Origin of the sequence: Pantoea sp. Fr+CA_20 (genome assembly GCF_024520835.1) — a bacterium.
GTDB lineage: Bacteria > Pseudomonadota > Gammaproteobacteria > Enterobacterales > Enterobacteriaceae > Pantoea > Pantoea allii.
Genome location: NZ_JALNPN010000002.1, coordinates 35,788 through 57,341 on the forward strand (window position 1 = coordinate 35,788; position 21,554 = coordinate 57,341).

The window sequence follows — 21,554 nt, forward strand, 5'->3', positions numbered from 1 at the left end:
GAACGTTGCTGTTTAGAGTGCCTGGATAACAATAAGTTGCGTCATATTTTACCGTCCGGGCAGTTTTTTCCATGCCACTTCGTTTCTCAGATAAGTGGGCTCGGCATGTTCAGGTTGCACGGTAGCGCCCTGCTGTAATGCGGCGACCGCCAGTGGCAACATATCTTCAGCGGCCGGCAGCGCCACATTGCTGTTGACCAGTTGCAGCGCGTGCCCCTGCTGCAGGTCCGGCCAGGCCTGCCAGCCCGTTCCAGCTGTGTACCATTCCCCTTCCAGCGCCTGCATCCGGGCCAGCGCGGCGGCGGGCGACAGCACGCTCTCAGTCGCTTCCCCCTGCCAGTTGCCCTGTTCATCGCGCTGATATTCGGCCCAGTAGACTTCACCCATACGGGCATCAATCGCGGTTAACACCCGGTTTGCGCCGTGCTGCCGCCAGGCACCCTGTGCCAGCGTGGCCAGGGTGGAGATGCCCGCCATCGGCAAGGCGGCACCTAACGCCAGGCCCTGGGCAATCCCGATACCAATACGGACGCCAGTAAAACTGCCCGGCCCGCGGCCAAATGCCAGCGCGTCGAGTTCGGTCAGTTCAAGCTGCTGAGACTCAAGCAGCTCTGCGATCAGGGGTAAAATGCGTTGCGTGTGATCGCGGGGCGCTATCTCAAAGCGCGCGTCAATCTGTTGCCCGTTGAGCAATGCCGCAGAACAGGCTTCTGTCGCTGTATCCAGCGCTAAAATTCGGACCGACATAACGACCTCTGAAGATTCAAAAACGGCGCGCATCTTAGCACACAATTACTCGCCAGGTTGCTGACGAATAAAGGCAATAGCTTGCGCAATATCACGTGTTCGTGGCGTTGGCGGCAGACTGTTAAGAAACAGCGCGCCATATGGACGGGAAACCAGCCGCTGGTCGCAAATCACCAGCACGCCACGATCGTCCGTATCACGAATCAAACGGCCAACGCCCTGTTTAAGCGTAATCACCGCGTCGGGCAGTTGCACGTCGCTGAAGGGATCGCCACCCCGAATCCGGCAGTCTTCCATGCGTGCTTTAAGCAGAGGATCTTCCGGCGAGGTAAACGGCAGTTTGTCGATGATCACCAGCGACAACGCATCGCCACGGACATCCACACCTTCCCAAAAGCTGCTGGTGGCTACCAGTAGTGCATTGCCTTTATCAATGAACTGCTTCAGCAGTTGCCCTTTGCTGGTTTCACCCTGCACTAACACCGGCAACGTCATAGAGGCACGGAACTCCGCGGCCAACTCACGCATCATCAGATGCGAGGTACAAAGAAAGAAACAGCGGCCTTTGTTCGCGTCGATCAGCGGCTTCATCATTTTTGCCAACTGACGCGCACCACCCGGACGATTGGGTTCAGGCAGATTGCGCGGCACGCACAGCAAAGCCTGCTGTGAATAGTCAAACGGACTGTTGAGGATCAGATTCTTAGCCTGGCTCACGCCCAGCCGGTCGGCAAAGTGGTCCATCTTTTCATCGACGGCCAGGGTCGCAGACGTGAAAATCCATGCGGCTTTACGGTTATCCATCACTTCGCGGAAGCGTTCGGCCACCGATAACGGCGTCAGCGCCAGCACAAAGTGACGCGATGTGCATTCATACCAGTAACTGAAGCCGGGTTCACTAATGGCGCGTATCCGTTTCAGTCGTGTGCGATAGAGCGCTGCACGTTCAAACGCCGCATCAAGCAGCGCCGAACGCCCTAGCGAGAGTTTGATCACGTCGTAACAAAGCTCCAGCGCATCATCGAGCAGGGTAAACATGCGCATGATGTTGTTATCGCTGAGTAGATCACGCAGGTTACCGCGATAACCCGGCTCGCCCAGCGCCAGACGGAAGTCCTGCGCGCATTGTGCCAGACGGTCGGCTGATTTTTGCAGCTGCTGTACGTCACGGACTTCCGTGCGATAGGCAATAATGATGTCTTTTGCCAGATCGCCTAACTGGCGGCTGGAGAGCTGCTGACCGAAATACTGGCTGGCGATGTCCGGCAACTGATGAGCTTCATCAAAAATCATCACGTCCGCTTCGGGGATAAGCTCACCGAATCCGCCCTCTTTCACCACCAGATCGGCAAGAAACAGATGATGGTTAACCACCACGACATCAGCGTCCATGGCCTTCTTACGCGCCTTCACCACAAAGCACTCTTTGTACAGCGGGCAGTCGCTGCCCAGACAGTTGTCATTGGTGCTGGTCACCAGCGGCCAAATCGGACTGTCTTCGGTAACGCCGGCACAGGAACTGATGTCCCCATCCGTGGTTTGCGATGACCAGGCGCGCAGCGTCACCAAATCCGTGAGCGCCTGAACGCTCAGATCGCCGCCGGTCGCCGACTGTTGTTCCATGCGCTCAAGGCAAAGGTAGTTAGAGCGACCTTTCAGCAGCGCCGTTTTACCGGTGAACTTCAGCGCGTTGGCAATGGTAGGCAAATCGCGGGCGTAGAGCTGATCCTGCAGGGCTTTAGAGCCAGTGGACACGATCACTTTTTTATTGGCGCGTAAAGCCGGAGCCAGGTAGGCATAGGTTTTGCCTGTCCCCGTCCCCGCTTCAACCACCAGCTCGCCGCTATTCTGCACGGCTTCCGCGACGGCCTGCGCCATTTCACGCTGGGCTTCACGCGGTTTAAATCCCGCAATGCCCTTTGCCAGCGCGCCATCAGTTGCAAAATCGTCTGCCACGTACCCTCTCAATAACGGCAAAAAACACTGTATATTATGCCAGCATTCCCTGACTTAAGGAAATCGCTGACGGTGGCGTCTTTATTACCCAGCCGTCCTGTTGCCTGCAGACCCAGGGATGACGCCGTTTTCAGCGCTAATGACTGATGTAAAGCGCGCCGGCAATCAGAAGCACCAGTAACACCGCCAGAGTGATAAACCCCTGTTTGGCCGTGCGTGACATGCCGACAAAGGTCGATATCACGATAAACAGCAGTGCCAGTGCTCCAAACATCACCCAAAACAGATATTGCGTATTCGCCATGCCTTCATCCTGATAGTCCTGAACCGGTAAGCGACGTTTTATACCATTTTTCCGCCCGTGATGCGCGGCTGACGCCCAGTGCGCGCTGCAACGGATGACAATCGCACCGGGATTATGGCAGGCTAGGCGTTCAAAAAAACAGGGAGAAGATGATGAGCATTACGCGCATTGATCCAGAACATCGTATGTCCGAAGCGGTCATTCATAACGACACGATTTATTATACCAGCGTGCCTGAAAACCTGGAGGCGGATGCCGAAGCGCAAACCGCCAATGCGTTAGCGGTGATTGATGCCCTGCTTACGCGGGTGGGCAGTGACAAAAGCAAAATCCTTGATGCCACCATTTTCCTGGTGGATAAAGCTGATTTTGCCGCAATGAACCGCGCCTGGGACGCCTGGGTTTCGCCCGATAATGCGCCCGTTCGCTGCACGGTTCAGGCAGGTTTAATGAATTCACAGTATAAAGTCGAAATAAAAATTATCGCTGCACGCTAAAACGCTTGCCGGGCGTTAGCCTTCGTCGTCTTCATCTTCGAAGCGCGCCCGGATCAGTTCACCGGTGTGGCTTTCGCGAATCTCCTGCGCAACCAGAGTAATCGCTTCACCGCTGGACATGCCACCAGCCATTAATTGCTGAATACGTTCAACAGCGCGCTGTTGCTGGTCGTGTGAAAGTGCGGGTAATCCTGTAATCATGTTTTACTCCTGCTATGAGGCTGCCATTATTTCATGGGGAACAAACAGGTGCCAGTCAGGAAAAAATATGTCAGTCTAACGGCCTTACTGATGTCAGATTTCGTGCTCAATGATCGTTCAAACTCATAACCTAAGTTATTCGCCTGACGCCATCACCCACTATTTTTCCCGTATTGCGCATCTGCCGTGGGCGATGCTGTTGTCTTCAGGGCAAGCTGATCACAGCGATAATCGTTTTGATATCCTGACCGCCGATCCGCTGACGACGCTGACGACCCGGGGCAGGATAACAGAAATTCAGCAGGGCGATCGCTCCCAACGTAGCCAGGACGATCCCCTGTCCCTGGTACAACAGCAGTGCGACGCGTTGGGCATTGCCCCGCAACGCCATCCGGACTTGCCGTTTTTAGGCGGCGCGCTGGGTCTGTTTGGCTATGATCTGGGCCGGCGTTTTGAGCAGTTGCCGCAGACCGCCCTCGCCGATCTTCACACACCGGATATGGCCATCGGCATTTATAGCTGGGCGCTGATTGCCGACCATCACCGTCATACATTAACGCTGGTTGCCATTGATGATGTTGCGCGACGTCTTCGCTGGCTTGAAGGCTGGCCCGAACGTGAAACCGCGCCTTTCTCTCTGACCAGCAAATGGCAGTCCAACCTTAGCCGGGATGAATACGCGCAACGCTTCCACAAAGTGCAGGCTTATATTCAGGCGGGCGACTGCTATCAGGTTAATCTGGCACAGCGCTTTAAAGCAGGCTATCAGGGCGATGAATGGCGTGCTTTTTGCCTGCTGAACCAGACCAACCGCGCGCCGTTCAGCGCCTTCTTACGTCTGCCGAAAAGTGCCATCCTCAGCCTGTCCCCCGAGCGCTTTATGGCGCTGGATCAACACGTCATTACGACCCGGCCGATTAAAGGCACCCGCCCGCGTAACCGCGATCCTGTTGCTGACGCGGCTCAGGCCGAAAGCCTGCGTACCTCGACCAAAGACCGCGCCGAGAACCTGATGATTGTCGATCTGCTGCGTAATGATATTGGTCGGGTCGCCGTTGCGGGTTCCGTCAGCGTCCCGGAACTGTTTGTGGTGGAGCCCTTCCCTGCGGTTCATCATCTGGTCAGCACTATTCGCGCCACGCTGCCTGATCACCTACAGGCCTGCGATCTGTTGCGCGCCTGCTTTCCCGGCGGCTCGATCACCGGCGCGCCTAAAATTCGTGCCATGGAGATTATTGATGAGCTGGAGCCGCAACGCCGCAACGCCTGGTGTGGCAGCATCGGTTACCTGAGTTTATGTGGCCGTATGGATACCAGTATCACTATCCGCACGCTGGTGGCCGAAAATCATCACCTTTACTGCTCTGCCGGCGGCGGGTTAGTGGCGGACAGCGAAGTCGAATCTGAATATCAGGAAACCCTGGATAAAGTCAGTCGTATTTTACCTGCGCTGGAAAAAGGGGCCTGAATGGCATTGACGCTCGCGGATTTCCGCACCCGTTTTTTACTGCAACAGCCCCTGGAGCCTGCACAAGCACTCTCAGGTCGTCATGCTGCGGTGTTAATTCCCATAGTGGCACGCCAGCAGCCGGGTTTACTGCTCACCCAGCGTTCGCACGGATTACGGAAGCACGCCGGACAGGTGGCCTTTCCCGGCGGCATGCAGGACCCTGAAGATGCCTCTCTGGTTGCCACCGCATTACGCGAAGCGCACGAAGAAGTGGGTATTTCGCCTCTGCAGGTCGATGTCCTGGGCTGTCTGCCGGCTGTCACCAGCAGCACGGGGTTTCAGGTCACGCCGGTGGTGGGCATCATTCCAGACCAGATTGCGCTGCGCATCAATCCGGATGAAGTGTTAAGTGTGTTTGAAATGCCGCTCACGGAAGCTTTACGTCTGAGCCGTTATGCCGAGCTTGATTACTATCGCGCCGGGATTCGTCATCCTGTCTGGTTGTCGCGCTATCAGGATTACCTGGTCTGGGGAATGACAGCAGGGATTATTCGTTCGCTGAGTCAGCAGATTGCTTTTTAATTGACGCAGCCTCCATTTTTAAGCCTGTTTACAGGCTTCCGCGCAATATCACACTATAATTTTTTCTCGTGGTGTTAATTAGTTTATTTCATGCGAAAAGCAGCGCGTTTACCCTGCTTAGCCGTTTACTATTAGCGCCATAAACTGCTGCGGCAGTCTGAACGTTTTTTGTGAGGAGTGTCACCCATGATTTCGGTTTTTGACATGTTTAAAGTGGGCATTGGCCCATCCAGTTCTCATACGGTCGGTCCGATGAAAGCGGGTAAACAGTTTGTGGATCTGTTGTCTGAACAGGGCAAACTGCATGAGGTGACACGCATCGCCGTCGATGTCTATGGTTCCCTGTCGCTGACCGGCAAAGGTCACCATACGGATATCGCCATTATTATGGGATTAGCGGGTGAGTCAGCTGACAGCGTCGATATCGATGCTATCCCCGCCTTCATTAAAGATGTGCAACAGCGGGAACGTCTGCTGATCGCGAAAGGTGCCCATGAAGTCGATTTCCCTCGCGAAGGCGGCATGGTGTTCCGCAGCGAGAATCTCTCGCTGCATGAAAACGGCCTGCGTCTGCTGGCGTTTTCCGGCGATCTGCTGGTGCTGTCAAAAACCTATTACTCCGTTGGCGGTGGGTTTATTGTCGATGAGGAGCATTTCGGTCAGTCTGCGCTGGATGAAGTGTCCGTGCCCTGGCCGTTCCATTCTGCCAAAGAATTATTATCCCACTGCCGTGAGACCGGGCTTTCCCTGTCCGGCCTGGTGATGAAAAACGAACTGGCGCTGCATTCGCGTGAAGAGATTAACCAGTATTTCACGACAATTTGGCAAACCATGCAGGCCTGTATCGATCGCGGTCTCAACACCGAAGGCGTCCTGCCTGGCCCGTTGCGCGTTCCACGCCGCGCTGCCTCGCTGCGTCGTTTACTGATCTCCTCCGCCAAGCACTCTAACGATCCCATGGTCGTTATCGACTGGATCAACATGTATGCGCTGGCGGTAAACGAAGAGAATGCCGCCGGTGGGCGCGTCGTTACCGCACCCACTAATGGTGCCTGCGGTATTGTGCCGGCGGTGCTGGCTTACTATGACCACTTCATTGAAACGGTTACACCCGATATCTTTATTCGCTATTTCCTTGCCTCCGGTGCCATTGGTATTCTTTACAAAATGAATGCCTCTATTTCCGGTGCTGAGGTCGGTTGTCAGGGTGAAGTTGGCGTGGCCTGTTCGATGGCGGCGGCAGGTCTGGCAGAACTGTTAGGCGCAAGCCCGGAGCAGGTTTGCGTCGCCGCAGAAATCGGCATGGAGCACAACCTTGGCCTGACTTGCGATCCCGTAGCCGGCCAGGTTCAGGTGCCCTGTATTGAACGTAATGCTATCGCATCAGTGAAAGCCATCAATGCCGCACGCATGGCCCTGCGTCGTACCAGCGAACCGCGTGTTTCACTGGATAAGGTGATAGAAACCATGTACGAGACCGGCAAAGACATGAATGCGAAATATCGCGAGACGTCACGGGGCGGCCTGGCAATAAAAGTTCAGTGTGACTAATCATTTTTGAGATTTAATTCTAATTTTTTGCTTTTTAACCAGTGCATTAGTCAGTCCTGCCTGCTATAAATATTAACGATATTAAAGCGACCTGCGGGTCGCTCTGCTTTTCTTCTAGCCTTTCATTTTACGCTCGGGTCCTAAATTTGCGTTGGGCCGTGCCGATAACAACCCAGCTATATCTATTTTCTGGTTTTGGGAAGGTGATTCTTGATGTTCATGGCCCAGCAATATGTTGGACAATACAGACGTAAGCGATTGCTTATTGCTGTGGTGATTGCTTCGATTGTTCTTTCGTTAACGCTGGCTTTTCGCTACTTTGAAGAAAAATCACATGTTCAACAGCGAGCAATCAGTTTTGCCGATAATGCGATTACGCGTTTTGATCGCATGTTTTCACCGCTTGATGTCTCCGCCAACAATATGCAGGGATTGGTCGGAATGTCCTGTCAGGATGCCCGTTTTCCCTTAATCGAAAAGATTTCTTCGCTACAAACCGTGCGCGCTATTTTGCTGGTCGATGAGGACAGGCTTTACTGTTCCAGTATTTTTGGCTCACGAGATATCGCGTTCAGCCAGGTCTACCCTGAACTCGCCCTTAACGAGAAGCGCATGCTGCTCTCCACGGATGACTATTTGCTCAAAGGTTCGCCCGTCTTGTTATTGTGGACGCCCACGACGCTGGATAACCGTTCCGGAATACTTCAGGCCATCAATATTGAATTAATGAGCAGCTACCTGCTGGAGCCGCAGGCACCCTGGGTTGAACGGGCAATTTTTAACGTGAACGGCAAAAGCCTTGAATATGGCAATCCTCTCATTGAGTCCACGCTGCCTTCTGAGGATGAAGTTACCTATACCGAAGCCTCGCTACGTTATCCCTATACCGTTACCCTTTATGGCCCCTCACCTTCGCGCCTGGCCCTGGCCTCTCTGCCTTCGCAGTTGCCCCTGGCGCTCATGCTGAGTTTGCTGATTGGCTATGTGGTCTGGCTGGCAACCGCCAATCGCATGAGCCTGAGCTGGCAGATTAGCTACGGCATCACAGCCAATGAGTTTATGGTTTACTGCCAGCCCCTGATCAATGCCCGAAACGGTAAATGTGATGGCATTGAGCTTCTGTTGCGCTGGCATAATCCGCGTCAGGGCTGGATTCCACCTGACGTCTTTATTCCCCTGGTTGAACGCCAGAACCTGATTAAGCCGTTAACCCGCTTTGTGCTGAACCGCGTCGTCGACGCCTTGCCGGATCTTCCCCACAGTCCAGACTTTCATATTGCCGTTAATGTCGCGGCCAGCCATTTTCGCGAACGTGCCATTCTGGAAGATCTGCAAAATATTTGGTGGCCCGCCAATCCTGTCCCCCAACTGGTGGTCGAATTAACCGAGCGTGATGCCCTGCCCGTGGTCGATCAGACGGTCATTGCTCAACTGCACGACATCGGCGTGCGTTTGGCGATAGATGATTTCGGTACCGGGCACAGTTCGCTGTCCTACCTGAAAGATTTGCAGCCGGACGTGCTTAAACTGGACAAAATCTTTACCGCCTCAATCGGGACGGATGCGATTAACGCCACCGTCACCGATATGGTGATCTCGCTGGCGCAGCGTCTGAATATCAGCCTGGTCGCAGAGGGCGTAGAAACCCAGGAGCAGGCAGACTATTTGCGCGATCGCGGCGTGGATCATCTGCAGGGTTATTACTTTGCCCGTCCAATGCCGCTGGAGGACTTTCCGGCGTGGTTGCGCCATCATCAACTGACCTGTGACCTGTAGTGCCCTCAACGCCATCCATCACGTCAGCAGGTCATGTCTTCGCGCAAAAAAAAACGCATCACTATGTGATGCGTTTTACGCTAAGAAGGTAGGTTAACCTTCTTCTTCCTCATCATGTTGTTGATCTTTGGTCACGCGCACCAGATCGATACGGTACTCCGTGGCTTCGATGATCTGGAAATGAAGCGGCTCAATATCGATGACGTCGCCAGGCTTAGGCAACTGCCCTTTCTGCGCAATCAGCAACCCTGCCAGAGAAGCGTGATCTTCTTCTGGCTTTACCAGCTCGTGGAAGTCGAGGAGCTGCTGCAGTGAATGCAGGTCAGTGCCGCCTTTCACTAACCAGCCATCACCGTCCATGATGATATCCGGCGTTTCATCTTCATCCGGGAACTCACCGGCGATCGCTTCCAGCACATCCAGCGGCGTGATTAAGCCCTGTACCACGCCAAACTCGTTAGTCACGATAACAAAGCTGCCTTTGGCACGGCGCAAGACGCCCAGCAGGTTAATCGGGTCAAGCGTTTCCGGCACGATGATGATCGGTGTATTGGCAGCAAAGGTCGCGACGTCAACGCCGTGATCCAGCGCCACCAACAGTTCTTTGGCTCTGACCACGCCAATGATTTCATCCAGCTCACCCCGGCATACCGGGAACAGGCTGTGCGGCGTATCCAGCAGCTGAATACGAATTTCGTCAACCGGACGGTTGGCATCCACCCAGGAGATATCACCACGCGGCGTCATAATGCTGCGAATCGAACGGGACGCCAGCGTCAGCACGCCATTAATCATATAGCGTTCTTCGTCTTTAAAGGCTTCCTGTGGCATGGCAATGGCAATCGCCTGCTCTTCCGTGCTCGCGGGAGCGGACTGCACCCGATTACGTCCGCCCATCAACCGCAAAATCGCCTCGGCGGTGCGTTCACGCATAGGTCGATGCGACTGATGACGGATAAAGTTGTGGCGGGCAATCTGATTGAACAACTCGATAAGAATCGAGAAACCAATCGCCGCGTACAGATAACCTTTCGGAATGTGAAAACCAAAGCCTTCGGCCACCAGCGACAGGCCGATCATCAACAGGAAGCTGAGACACAGCACCACCACAGTGGGATGCGCGTTGACGAATTTTGTCAGGGGCTTAGACGCCGCCAGCATCACGATCATCGCAATAACAACCGCTGTCATCATCACCGGCAGGTTATTGACCATACCGACGGCAGTAATCACCGCATCCAGGGAGAAGACCGCATCCAGGATGACAATCTGCGTCACAACCGCCCAGAAGCTGGCGTAGCTGCGGTTGCCGTTGTTTTCCAACTCACGGTTCTCCAGCCGCTCATGCAGTTCCATGGTGGCCTTGAATAACAGGAATATCCCTCCCGCCAGCAAAATGAGATCGCGTCCGGCGAAGCTGAAACTTCCCACGCTAAACAGTGGACGCGTCAGAGTCACCATCCAGGAGATAAGCGATAACAGGCCCAGACGCATGACCAGCGCCAGCGACAAACCAATCAAACGCGCTTTATCACGCTGCTTAGGCGGCAGCTTATCCGCAAGAATGGCAATAAAGACCAGGTTATCAATGCCGAGGACGATTTCCAGCACAATGAGCGTGAGCAATCCCGCCCAGATCGAGGGGTCGAACAGAAATTCCATTAGTGACTCCTGAACAAGGATGTGATTACGTTAAAGCGTGCCAGCGTCAGATGACGTGACTGAAATAAGCGCGGAAAAGCAGAGAAAACGCGGTCTGGCGTGAATTGACGCGCTGAAGAGCGCAAAGACAAGGTTAAGCAACGTCGGTGACGATCCATAAGGGTGGGCTGCTGCCCGCTACTCCTGAATAATAAACAGATTGCTAATGTATCAGTTCGTACCACGAGGTCAAAAAATTTTCTTATTTTTACACTCTCTCACGGCCGGGTTCAGGCGTCATAAAAACTCAATTTCCCTCTTTTATGCTGCAAATAGCCAACCAATATCACAAACTTTATTTTTTCGGACACTAAAATAAATCCGGCATTCACGTAGTGAGTTGGTTATCCCAACAATGTTGAAATTAGGTTAATTCACATTAACAAGATTTAGATGTTGTTAACGCGATAATTCTTAACGGTTCCTCACATTATGATGAACCAACAAGCGAACGGAGGTAGCACGTGACCATTGCTCTTGTAATTGGTACACACGGCTGGGCAGCGGAGCAGCTGCTTAAAACGGCAGAGATGCTTTTAGGCGAACAGAAAAATGTCGCATGGATAGATTTTGTACCGGGGGAGAATGCTGACACCCTGATAGAAAAATATCAGGCACGACTGGCAGAGCTGGACACATCACAGGGGGTGCTTTTCCTGGTGGATACCTGGGGCGGCAGTCCATTCAATGCAGCCAGTCGGCTGGTCGTTGATAAAACGCATCACGAGGTGGTCGCCGGGGTAAACATTCCTATGTTAGTCGAAACCCTGATGGCCCGAGACGATAACGCCTCTTTTGACGAACTGGTGGCGATTGCGGTTGAAACCGGCCGTGAAGGCGTCAGAGCGTTAAAAGCACAACCTGAAGAAAAACCGGCTGCTGTTGCCGCCCCGCCGTCTGCGCCTCGCGCAGCGGCCCCCGTCAACCGGCCGCTGACGCCTGACGAACATATGAATATTTGCCTGGCACGCATCGACGATCGTCTTATTCATGGGCAGGTCGCTACGCGCTGGACCAAAGAAACTAACGTCAGCCGCATTATCGTGGTCAGTGATGAGGTGGCTAACGACAAAGTGCGTAAAACGCTGTTAACCCAGGTGGCACCGCCGGGCGTCACCGCGCATGTGGTGGACATCGATAAAATGGTGCGCGTCTGGAATAACCCCAAATATGCCCGCGATCGTGTCATGCTGCTGTTTACCAACCCAACGGATGTCCTGCGGATTGTTGAACAAGGCGTGGATATCAAGAGCGTCAACATTGGCGGTATGGCATTTCGCCAGGGGAAAACCCAGGTGAATAATGCCGTCTCGGTCGATGAAAAAGATATCGCCGCCTTCCGCCAGCTTCACGCGCGCAATATAGAACTTGAAGTGCGCAAAGTCTCGGGCGATCAAAAACTAAAAATGATGGATCTGGTGGCTAAGGTGAGCGCATAACACGCCAGCTATATTTTTCTATCCTGTAGAGGACAAGAAGTATGATGGAAATAACCACACTTCAAATTATTTTAATCTTTATTGTCGCCTGTATTGCCGGTATGGGTTCGATTCTGGATGAGTTCCAGTTTCATCGCCCGTTGGTGGCCTGTACGCTGATCGGGATTGTGCTTGGTGATATGAAAACCGGCATCATCATCGGCGGTACGCTGGAGATGATTGCACTTGGCTGGATGAATATCGGTGCTGCTGTTGCGCCTGATGCCGCGTTGGCCTCCATTATCTCCACCATTCTGGTGATTGCCGGTGGACAGAGCGTGGGTGCTGGTATTGCGTTGGCCATCCCACTGGCGGCGGCCGGTCAGGTTCTGACCATCATCGTGCGTACGCTGACCGTGGCGTTCCAGCATGCGGCGGACAAAGCCGCGGAAAAAGGCAACCTTACGGCCATCTCATGGATTCACGTTTCCGCCTTGCTGCTTCAGGCAATGCGCATCGCGATACCGGCGCTGATTGTTGCCATCTCGGTGGGAACGGATGCGGTTCACTCTCTGCTCAGTTCCATCCCTGAGGTCGTCACCAACGGTCTGAACATTGCAGGTGGCATGATCGTGGTCGTCGGTTACGCCATGGTCATTAATATGATGCGTGCAGGCTATTTGATGCCGTTCTTCTATCTGGGTTTCGTCACTGCCGCGTTTACCAACTTCAACCTGGTGGCTTTAGGCGTGATTGGCGTCGTGATGGCAGTGCTTTATATCCAGCTCAGCCCGAAATATAACCGCGTAGCCGGTGGGCCCGCGGCATCGCCGTCAGCTAACGACCTCGACAACGAACTCGATTAAGGAACAGGTGACAACATGGTTGATATAACAAAAGTCGAAAAGAAACTGACGCCGGGTGACGTTCGCGCTGTATTTTTACGCTCAAACCTGTTTCAGGGTTCCTGGAACTTTGAACGTATGCAGGCGCTGGGGTTCTGTTTCTCAATGGTGCCAGTGATCCGCCGTCTTTATCCTGAAAATAATGACGACCGCAAGCAGGCGATCAAACGCCACCTTGAGTTTTTTAATACGCATCCTTACGTGGCCGCGCCTGTCTTAGGTGTGACGATGGCGATGGAAGAGCAGCGCGCTAATGGTGCAGCGATAGATGACGGTGCAATAAACGGTATCAAAGTGGGCCTGATGGGCCCGCTGGCCGGCGTAGGCGATCCGATTTTCTGGGGAACCGTTCGTCCGGTGTTTGCGGCCTTAGGCGCAGGCATTGCGATGAGCGGCAGTTTGCTCGGTCCGCTGCTGTTTTTTATCCTGTTTAACCTGGCGCGCCTGTTAACCCGTTACTACGGCGTCGCTTATGGTTATCGTAAAGGGATCGATATTGTCAGCGACATGGGCGGTGGCTTCCTGCAAAAACTGACCGAGGGAGCATCGATTCTCGGCCTGTTTGTTATGGGCGCGCTGGTTAACAAGTGGACGCACGTCAATATTCCGCTGGTGGTTTCACGCATTACCGATCAGACCGGGAAAACCACGGTGACGACGGTACAGTCGATTCTGGATCAGCTGATGCCGGGCATTGTCCCACTCCTGCTGACTTTCGCCTGTATGTGGCTGCTGCGCCGCAAGGTTAATGCGCTGTGGATTATCGTTGGCTTCTTTGCTATCGGTATTTTTGGTTACTGGATCGGTTTGCTCGGGCTGTAACGTTAACCGCATCGGGAGCCTCGGCTCCCGATGCTTTTAAGCGGCCCGCTGCGTGAGAAAGCCGGCTTTTATCTGTAAAGGAAGAACAATGTCATTGACCGACGGCATCATCGCCCTCTGCATCATCGCCCTTCTGTTTTTTGCTGTTTATGATGAAGCGGTTCTGCCACGTCGTCATGGCCCCACGCTGTTACGTGTACCGTTACAACGCCGTCATAAAGCCGACAGCCTGATCTTCATAGGTTTACTGCTCATCCTGTTGTGGAACAACGTCGCCCATCAAGGCCCGAAACTTACCACCGCGCTGTTGATGGTGCTGTGTTTTTTATCATTTTGGCTTTTCTGGCTGCGTCGTCCCAAACTGCTGATGAAAAGTCAGGGATTGTTTTATGCGGGCATGTGGACAGACTATCGACGCATACAGGGCATGAATCTTTCAGAGGACGGCATTTTAGTCATGCAGCTTGAGCAGCGACGTTTGCTGATCGCCGTGCAGCAGCTTGACGATCTTGAACGTATTTACCAAACGCTGGTCGAGGCGCGTTAGTCGCGTTGCCAAAGAGTAATCATAAAGTCCGCGTCACAGTGAAATTGCGAGCTTTCAGCGAGGGACTGCCAGACTTCTGGCCGCGCGCGCCAGGCAAACGGGGTCATCTGCAACAGGGTGGTTGCCGCCTGTGCGGTCAACGCCATCGGATAGGTTAAACGGTGCTGGGCCCGTTGCGTAAATCCCTGGTAGACTTTCTCTTCCGACGCGTGAAGCTGCACTTCGCGATAAATCAGCGCCTTGAACTGCTCAAGATGATGAGGCCCCGGCGTAACCGTTAGCAGCAGACCACCCGGTTTGATGACGCGGCTCAGTTCCGCCTCGTTGCAGGGCGCATAGATACGTACCACCGCATCCAACATGTTGTCACTAAACGGCAGGCGCTGGCTTGAGGCCACACAGAATAACACCTGCGGATAGCGCTTAGCCGCCAGTCGAATCGCCATTTTCGCCACATCCAGACCGTATACCTGCCCTTCAGGGGCGAGACTGTCGGCGAATGCGCCCGTGTAGTAACCTTCCCCGCAGCCGATGTCCAGAATCTGCGCAGCCGGTTGCTGCAGGTGCTGATCAAGCACGCTCACCACCCGATCCCGCAACGGCTGGTAATAACCGGCCTGGAGAAACTCACGCCGCGCCTGCATCATGTCAGCACTGTCGCCCGGCTCACGCGAGCCTTTATGTTGAACGGGCAGCAAATTGACATAGCCCTCTTTCGCCTGGTCGAACTGGTGACGATTCTCACAGCGCCAGCTGCGTTCGGTAAGGCTCAGGGGAAAGTGACAAAGTGGGCAAATCAAAGACATCAGGCGCTCCGGCAGAAATCGACGCGCAGAAGTGTACTCGACGGGAAACAATATCGAAAGCGTAAAAAAAGCCTCGGCCAGATGGCCAAGGCTTTAATATCTGAGACTGTGGTGCCTGGCACCCGTCTGAGGCGAAATCAGATAGCAGTAACGTTAACTGCTGCTGGACCTTTCTGGCCGTCCTGAATTTCGAACTCTACGTTCTGGCCTTCAGCCAGTGTTTTGAAACCGTTGCCCTGAATAGCAGAGAAGTGTACGAACACATCTTTGCTACCGTCAGCTGGAGTGATAAAACCGAAGCCTTTAGACTCGTTGAACCACTTAACCTGACCTTTAATCTTTGCCATTTTACTAATTCCTTAAAGTGTTTATTTTGCCCGGAGGCTAACCTACAGATAAAACAGAGACATTACTGAATGAGGCACTGATTAAAGTTCGGCAAGGAAGCGGTATTCAACGTCAACGTCTTTACTCGTAACTTCTTTACTGAAGATGCCATACATAAACAGAACTGTACCTCGTTTAACCCACGAATTGTTATCACATATCCGCTAAATAATGGCAAGCCATTTTTATATTCCTGACCGGCGCTTTTTGCATAATTGCAAAGTGGCTCCCAGAGAATGTACTTCCTGGTACAAAACCCTGGATAGCGAACGCCAGTAATAGCCCTGACATCACTATAAAATAATGCTTTCCTGCCCGGACAGGATGATATCTGACTCCCTTACCCACCTCACTCGCGATGGATAACATTAAAAAAATAACATTGCACTAATATGGCAATATTGCACCAAATAAAGGAGCAGATAAGTGAAGCGTGAGTAATCTATTGCGGCAAGCTTGTACAACAAAACTTATTCCGTACACATATAAATATTATTTTTAGCAAAATCATAAGTTGAGCGTGAACGCAATCATTTATAGCTTGCGCGCAGGCGTTTTTTGAATTAGGCCTGCGCCATGTAGGATATTAAAATGGATTCCAGTCAACACGCAGCGGCGTCTGACGAGAATGTTATCACGACGGATTAATCGGGTTGATATATGTCAGGCTGCGGCTCTCGCCAATCTGCCATGGCGTAAAGTGCCTGCTCGCTTCACCGCTTTGCGTTAAAACACGCTGCAATTCCGCCGGAGGCGCATCCAGCGATTCATCGGCCAGTTCAAAAACCCCCCAATGGATTGGGACAGTAAGAGGCTGGCCGATTGCCCGCCACAACGCCACCGCCTGTTGAGGGTCCATATGTTGTGCCCCCATAAACCAGCGGGGTTCATAGGCCCCGACGGGCAGCGCGGCCAGATTGAACGGGCCGTGACGTTCTGCAATGGCATGAAGATTTTCCGTGTAGCCACTGTCACCCGAGAACCAAAAGCGCACTGAGTCGGTTTTAATGACCCAACCGCACCAGAGAGATCGGTTGCGATCGGTAAAGGTGCGCATACTCCAGTGGCGGGCCGGTACCGCATCAAACTGAATCCCACCCATCGCCTTGTGTTGCCACCAGTCCAGCGCGTGCACCTGTTTAACCCCACGACGTTTACACCAGTCCGCCAGACCCAAGGGCACCAGAAAAACAGCCTCAGGAAAATGGCGTACGATCTGCTTGATGGTTGGCTTATCCAGATGATCGTAATGATTATGGGAGATCAGCACGTAATCCAGACGAGGCAACTGACTGATGGTCAGCGGGGACGGCGTTTTCCGTTCTGGCCCGATAAACGGCAGAGGCGAGGCCCGCGGGGAAAGCGCGGGATCGATTAATATATAGCGTTGATTCAGCCGCAACAGCAGCGCAGCATGGCCCAGCCACCAGAGCCGGTCATCCTCACCGCTCAGGTCGGCAGGTTGCCACCACTTCGCAATAAAGTCGTCATAACCCCGCTGAGGCGGATGGGGTAATCCCTGGGCTTTACGTTCCTTACGCCAGCGCTTCAGGTCACCCTGCTGGCGTGTGTCAGGTTCGGGGTTGCGAAAACCCGCCGGTGTGTGATGGGCTTTACTGCTGTCAAACCAGGGATTCTTCCAGGCCATCCGGCCTCCATGCAGGCGTTAACGTTCCGGAATGAGGCGAATAAAATCGCCATTTTCCGGCTGCGCGTCAGTTTTTTGCTCTGACGTACCACTTTGCTTCTCGATCAAACGCTTCAGCAGGGCGTTTTGTTTCTTTTGCTCTTCCAGCAGCGACGCCAGCAACGCAATCTGTTCATTTGCCCGAACGCTGGCGCGGTTAACGTAGAACCACAGGATCAATGCCACAATCAGCATTATCCCCATCACGCCATAGCTGACCACAGGACCCGCATTAGCGGCTAACTCATTCATAACTGCCTCAAGATACCAGGTGAAACCACTATAAAAGGTGCGACCGTCTATTCTACCCTGCGGCGCAGTAAAAGATAATGGCGGAGTAAGGGATGGGCATCATTCTGCTCATTTCAGTTATCTCTGATCGCTTCCCGCGTCAAAGCGAGGCATGCTGCTGCGGTACATCATGTCAGGCAGCAGTCACTGGAACGCTGCGTTAGGTATCATAAGGAGATACAATGAAACTGTTTATTCGGGCGATTGTTGTTGTGGGGATTATCTGGCTGGCGATGCTGTTTACCGGCTATGGCATTCTTGCTGGCAGTAATAAGAATGCGGCGGGACTGGGACTTAAGTGTAACTACCTTACCGCACGGGGCATGATCACGGCACAGTATCTGCACACGGACAGCGGCGTAGTGGGCGTGACCGACTGCCCGCTGTTGAAGAAAAGTAGTGAAGTGGTTGATAACTGATCACACTGAAGCGGGCCAACTGGCCCGCTTTTTTTTACGAAAACGTGTAATCGTGATAACCCAGCTCGGCGGAAAGACGTCGTCCCGCGTCTTGCAGCATCGTGACATAAGTCTGCTTATTCGACTCTGAGAAGCGAATGGTGGGAAAAGAGATACTCAACCCGGCGACGGCCACGCCAAAGCGATCAAAAATGGGCACGGCGATACAGCGCACGCCCTCTTCCTGCTCTTCGTTATCCTCACCATAACCCTGCTGCTTCACCTGACTCAGCGCCTCCAGCAGCGCACCCGCGTCAGAAAGCGTATTGGCGGTATGAATGCTAAACGTCATGCGCTGCAGAATCTCGTTGACGTCATCACGGCTGCGCCATGCTAATAACACCTTACCCAGCGCAGTAGAGTGCAGCGGATTACGGCGACCGATACGCGACGACATGCGCAGGTTATACAACGAATCGATCTTGTGAACATAGACGATGCTCTCGTCATCCAGCGCGCCCAGATGAATCGTTTCTTTGGTCAGGCGGGACAATTCCCGCATCTGCACATCGGCACTGCGAATCAAATCGATGTTCTGCAGCGCTTTCGATCCCACCTCAAACAGTTTTAGCGTCAGCGAGTATTTCTCACTTTCCCCTTCCTGGGCCACATAGCCCAGTGACTTCATGGTTTGCAGGAAACGGTAAACGGTGCTTTTCGACATCATCAGCCGTTGAGCCAGTTCGGTAATCCCATGCTCGCGCGCGTCACTTAATGCCTGCAAAATGCCAAACACCTTTTGCACCGACGAGACCGAATCAGGCTGTTTGTCCTTTTCATCAGGAACCATGTGCCACCTTGAATACGTGTTTCAAAAAAAACGGAACGAGGTTGCAGTATAGATGGGCCGACATTGCCCCAGCAATCTTTCAACGCCTGTAACATCTGCAAAATATATTTTTCGGCCCGGCGCGATGCATTTTGTCCGGTAATTGATTAGGATCATGATATTCACCCCCTTTAATATTAGCCTCTATGTCACTCTCTTCTTCAGACGGCGGACTTGCTGTGCCACAACGGTACTGGGCCATTCTGACGATCGCCATTGGCCTCATCATGGCGGTGTTAGACGGTTCGATTGCCAACGTGGCGCTTCCCACCATTTCACGTGAACTGCAGGCCAGTCCGGCCCAGTCGGTGTGGGTGATTAACGCCTATCAGATCGCCATTGTTTCTTCGCTGCTGTCATTGTCATTTCTGGGTGATATCGTCGGCTACCGTCGCGTGTATCAGTTCGGCCTGGTGGTGTTTGTCGCGACCTCCGTATTCTGCGCCCTGTCGTCCTCCCTGACGATGCTGACCGTTGCGCGCGTCATGCAGGGGCTGGGCGGTGCCGCGATAATGAGCGTGAATACGGCCCTGATACGCATTATCTACCCACCCCGCTATCTGGGACGCGGGATCGCCATTAACGCACTGCTGGTCGCGATCTCAACCGCCGCCGGGCCTACAGTTGCGGCGGCCATTCTCTCGTTCGCCAGCTGGCGCTGGTTATTCCTGGTTAACCTGCCGCTCGGTGCGGTGACACTGTGGCTGGCGTTACGCTACCTGCCGGATAACCCACAGCGGGCAAAAACACAGAAGTTTGATGTCATCAGTGCCGTGATGAATGCGCTTTTTTTCGGCCTGTTGATTTCTGCGCTGGGCGGCTTTGCACAGGGACAATCGCACTGGCTGATAGCCAGTGAAGTGGTGGTGGTCATCCTGGTGGGTTATTTCTTTATTCGTCGCCAGTTATCGATGGCGGTGCCGTTACTGCCGGTCGATTTATTGCGTATTCCCATTTTCGCCCTGTCTATCTGCACATCAGTGTGCTCTTTCTGCGCCCAGATGCTGGCCATGGTCTCACTGCCTTTCTATCTGCAAAGCGTACTGGGTCGTGATGAAGTTGCTACGGGCTTGCTGTTGACGCCCTGGCCGCTGGCTACCATGCTGCTTTCGCCGGTGGCTGGCCGCCTGATTGAGCGGGTGCATGCCGGTTTACTGGGCGGGATTGGTCTGGCTCTGTTTGCTGTCGGGCTGTTCCTGCTCGCCCGGATGCCAGCCCAACCTGAGGATAGTGATATTATCTGGCGCATGATGCTGTGCGGTGCAGGCTTTGGCCTGTTTCAGTCACCCAATAACCACACCATCGTCACCGCAGCCCCGCGCAACCGCAGCGGCGGTGCCAGCGGTATGCTAGGAACGGCACGTTTACTGGGGCAAAGCAGTGGTGCAGCGCTGGTTGCGTTGCTGTTCAATCTAATGGGAAATGGCGGAACCCACGCCTCGCTGTTACTAGCCGGGGGATTCTCTACCGTCGCCGCCCTGCTCAGCCTGTCAAGGATGAAAGCGTCCTGAGTCCGGCGACAAAAAAGGCGACTGAGCAGTCGCCTTTTTATCGGGGTTTACTTCAGATATTCGCCGCTACGCAGCGCTTCGATACGTTTGTCTAACGGCGGATGGGACATAAAGAGTTCGCTAAATGACTTTCCTTTACCGTTGATACAAAACGCCATCATGCTGCTGGGTTCCTGTGGCTCATAGCTGGTTTTCAGACGCTGCAAAGCCGCAATCATCTTCTCGCGCCCAACCAGTTTGGCCGAACCGGCATCGGCATGGAATTCACGATGGCGTGAAAACCACATGGTAATAATGCTGGCAAGGATACCAAACACCAGCTCAAGCACCATGGAAACGGCAAAGTACACCAGCGGATTACCGTTGCTGCTTTCTTCACCATCACGGTTGCCGGACATAAAACCGGCCGCAATCTGTGCCAGGATGCGCGACACAAAGATAACAAAGGTGTTCACCACACCCTGAATCAGCGTCATGGTAATCATGTCGCCGTTCGCAATGTGCGCAACTTCATGCGCCAGCACGGCCTCCGCCTCATCCCGGCTCATGTTTTGCAGCAGGCCGGTAGAAACGGCGACGAGGGAAGCATTACGTCGCGCACCGGTTGCAAACGCATTGATATCCGGCGCGTGGTAAATAGCGACCTGTGGCATCGCGATGCCCACTTGCTGTGCCTGGCGGCCAATGGTCTCAAGTAACCAACGCTCGGTTTCATTGCGTGGTTGTTCAATCACTTCACCACCGACCGAACGGAGCGCCATCCACTTCGACATCAGCAGTGAGACAAACGCACCGCCGAAGCCAAACAGACCTGCCATTATCATCAGGCCCTGAACACTGCTTGACTGAATTCCTGTCAGGCTGAGAATCAGCCCGAATACCAACATCACAGCCAGGTTGGTCAGCAGGAAAAGAGCAATACGCATCATAACGGTTAATCTTCCTCAGTAGTTCATGCGCTCATGCGCGGATACATATCCTATGAGCATTACGCGGGTTTTCAAGCGACCTTAACGTTTAAGTGCCTAAAAAGACATAACTTTACAATATGACACAACCTTCCGCGTAACCTGCCGAAAACCGCCCGGAAGAACACATTAACTGCGCTAATCACTGCCAAATTAATGA

General features: G+C 53.5%; 22 protein-coding genes and 1 pseudogene. 11 read left to right on the forward strand and 12 right to left on the reverse strand.

The features are described 5' to 3' along the window. Nucleotides 1-48 precede the first annotated feature (48 nt). The 3 genes from tsaB to NR177_RS02645 form a co-directional block, all read right to left on the reverse strand. Entirely contained in the window at nt 49-747 is a 699-nt protein-coding gene (gene tsaB / locus NR177_RS02635; protein ID WP_172897604.1) for a tRNA (adenosine(37)-N6)-threonylcarbamoyltransferase complex dimerization subunit type 1 TsaB, read from the reverse strand. Between the two features lie 45 nt (nt 748-792). Further along, a complete protein-coding gene (locus NR177_RS02640; RefSeq protein WP_096010494.1) occupies nt 793-2,703 on the reverse strand; it encodes an ATP-dependent DNA helicase in 1,911 nt (636 codons plus the stop codon). 136 nt (nt 2,704-2,839) lie between these two features. Continuing rightward, entirely contained in the window at nt 2,840-3,007 is a 168-nt protein-coding gene (locus NR177_RS02645) for a hypothetical protein (protein ID WP_186440800.1), read from the reverse strand. A 152-nt stretch (nt 3,008-3,159) separates the two neighbouring features. Here NR177_RS02645 and NR177_RS02650 point away from each other — a divergent pair, with 152 nt between their 5' ends. After that, nucleotides 3,160-3,504, forward strand: a complete 345-nt coding sequence (locus NR177_RS02650) for a RidA family protein (RefSeq protein WP_256852393.1) — start codon at nt 3,160-3,162, stop codon at nt 3,502-3,504. 15 nt (nt 3,505-3,519) lie between these two features. Here the strand turns inward: NR177_RS02650 and NR177_RS02655 are convergent, their stop codons facing one another. Then, complete coding sequence (locus NR177_RS02655) at nt 3,520-3,705, reverse strand: YoaH family protein (protein ID WP_063879843.1); 186 nt, start codon at nt 3,703-3,705, stop codon at nt 3,520-3,522. Nucleotides 3,706-3,814: 109 nt separating this feature from the next. On the opposite strand from NR177_RS02655, the gene pabB reads away from it, so the two are divergent. The 4 genes from pabB to NR177_RS02675 all read left to right on the forward strand — a co-directional run bounded on the left by pabB (nt 3,815) and on the right by NR177_RS02675 (nt 9,064). Beyond that, a complete protein-coding gene (pabB, locus tag NR177_RS02660) occupies nt 3,815-5,173 on the forward strand; it encodes an aminodeoxychorismate synthase component 1 (RefSeq protein ID WP_256852247.1) in 1,359 nt (452 codons plus the stop codon). Continuing rightward, nucleotides 5,174-5,737, forward strand: coding sequence for a CoA pyrophosphatase (locus tag NR177_RS02665; RefSeq protein WP_063879845.1), 564 nt, complete (start codon nt 5,174-5,176; stop codon nt 5,735-5,737). Between the two features lie 186 nt (nt 5,738-5,923). Next, nucleotides 5,924-7,288 (forward strand): L-serine ammonia-lyase, encoded by a 1,365-nt coding sequence (locus NR177_RS02670; protein ID WP_256852248.1) that lies wholly within the window; start codon nt 5,924-5,926, stop codon nt 7,286-7,288. 213 nt (nt 7,289-7,501) lie between these two features. Beyond that, nucleotides 7,502-9,064, forward strand: coding sequence for an EAL domain-containing protein (locus NR177_RS02675; RefSeq protein WP_256852249.1), 1,563 nt, complete (start codon nt 7,502-7,504; stop codon nt 9,062-9,064). A gap of 93 nt (nt 9,065-9,157) precedes the next feature. Here the strand turns inward: NR177_RS02675 and NR177_RS02680 are convergent, their stop codons facing one another. Then, on the reverse strand, nt 9,158-10,726 hold the full coding sequence (locus NR177_RS02680) for a TerC family protein (protein WP_096010490.1): 1,569 nt from the start codon (nt 10,724-10,726) through the stop codon (nt 9,158-9,160). A gap of 503 nt (nt 10,727-11,229) precedes the next feature. On the opposite strand from NR177_RS02680, the gene manX reads away from it, so the two are divergent. From manX to NR177_RS02700, 4 genes are all read left to right on the forward strand, one after another. Beyond that, nucleotides 11,230-12,204, forward strand: a complete 975-nt coding sequence (manX, locus tag NR177_RS02685) for a PTS mannose transporter subunit IIAB (RefSeq protein ID WP_256852250.1) — start codon at nt 11,230-11,232, stop codon at nt 12,202-12,204. Between the two features lie 44 nt (nt 12,205-12,248). Continuing rightward, a complete protein-coding gene (locus NR177_RS02690) occupies nt 12,249-13,049 on the forward strand; it encodes a PTS mannose/fructose/sorbose transporter subunit IIC (RefSeq protein WP_063881190.1) in 801 nt (266 codons plus the stop codon). Nucleotides 13,050-13,064: 15 nt separating this feature from the next. Continuing rightward, entirely contained in the window at nt 13,065-13,910 is an 846-nt protein-coding gene (locus NR177_RS02695) for a PTS mannose transporter subunit IID (RefSeq protein WP_013026024.1), read from the forward strand. An 88-nt stretch (nt 13,911-13,998) separates the two neighbouring features. Beyond that, a complete protein-coding gene (locus NR177_RS02700) occupies nt 13,999-14,457 on the forward strand; it encodes a DUF986 family protein (RefSeq protein ID WP_096010488.1) in 459 nt (152 codons plus the stop codon). Here the strand turns inward: NR177_RS02700 and rlmA are convergent. From rlmA to NR177_RS02725, 5 genes and pseudogenes are all read right to left on the reverse strand, one after another. Beyond that, nucleotides 14,454-15,263 (reverse strand): 23S rRNA (guanine(745)-N(1))-methyltransferase, encoded by an 810-nt coding sequence (gene rlmA / locus NR177_RS02705; RefSeq protein WP_256852251.1) that lies wholly within the window; start codon nt 15,261-15,263, stop codon nt 14,454-14,456. The genes NR177_RS02700 and rlmA overlap by 4 nt on opposite strands. Before the next feature lie 137 nt (nt 15,264-15,400). Continuing rightward, nucleotides 15,401-15,610, reverse strand: a complete 210-nt coding sequence (gene cspE / locus NR177_RS02710; protein WP_001062678.1) for a transcription antiterminator/RNA stability regulator CspE — start codon at nt 15,608-15,610, stop codon at nt 15,401-15,403. Between the two features lie 37 nt (nt 15,611-15,647). Beyond that, a pseudogene (locus tag NR177_RS02715) lies at nt 15,648-15,766 on the reverse strand (DUF2627 domain-containing protein). A 518-nt stretch (nt 15,767-16,284) separates the two neighbouring features. Further along, nucleotides 16,285-17,298: an MBL fold metallo-hydrolase gene (locus NR177_RS02720; protein WP_256852252.1), complete on the reverse strand. Its 1,014-nt coding sequence runs from the start codon at nt 17,296-17,298 to the stop codon at nt 16,285-16,287. An 18-nt stretch (nt 17,299-17,316) separates the two neighbouring features. Next, entirely contained in the window at nt 17,317-17,589 is a 273-nt protein-coding gene (locus NR177_RS02725; protein ID WP_063879852.1) for a YebO family protein, read from the reverse strand. A 221-nt stretch (nt 17,590-17,810) separates the two neighbouring features. Here NR177_RS02725 and NR177_RS02730 point away from each other — a divergent pair, with 221 nt between their 5' ends. Then, on the forward strand, nt 17,811-18,047 hold the full coding sequence (locus tag NR177_RS02730; protein WP_063879853.1) for a YobH family protein: 237 nt from the start codon (nt 17,811-17,813) through the stop codon (nt 18,045-18,047). A gap of 34 nt (nt 18,048-18,081) precedes the next feature. On the opposite strand, the gene kdgR is transcribed toward NR177_RS02730, so the two are convergent. Continuing rightward, nucleotides 18,082-18,876, reverse strand: coding sequence for a DNA-binding transcriptional regulator KdgR (kdgR, locus tag NR177_RS02735; RefSeq protein WP_218994472.1), 795 nt, complete (start codon nt 18,874-18,876; stop codon nt 18,082-18,084). A gap of 185 nt (nt 18,877-19,061) precedes the next feature. On the opposite strand from kdgR, the gene NR177_RS02740 reads away from it, so the two are divergent. Beyond that, nucleotides 19,062-20,426, forward strand: a complete 1,365-nt coding sequence (locus NR177_RS02740; protein ID WP_109716460.1) for an MFS transporter — start codon at nt 19,062-19,064, stop codon at nt 20,424-20,426. Between the two features lie 47 nt (nt 20,427-20,473). On the opposite strand, the gene htpX is transcribed toward NR177_RS02740, so the two are convergent. Beyond that, a complete protein-coding gene (gene htpX, locus NR177_RS02745; protein WP_063879856.1) occupies nt 20,474-21,355 on the reverse strand; it encodes a protease HtpX in 882 nt (293 codons plus the stop codon). Nucleotides 21,356-21,554: the final 199 nt, after the last annotated feature.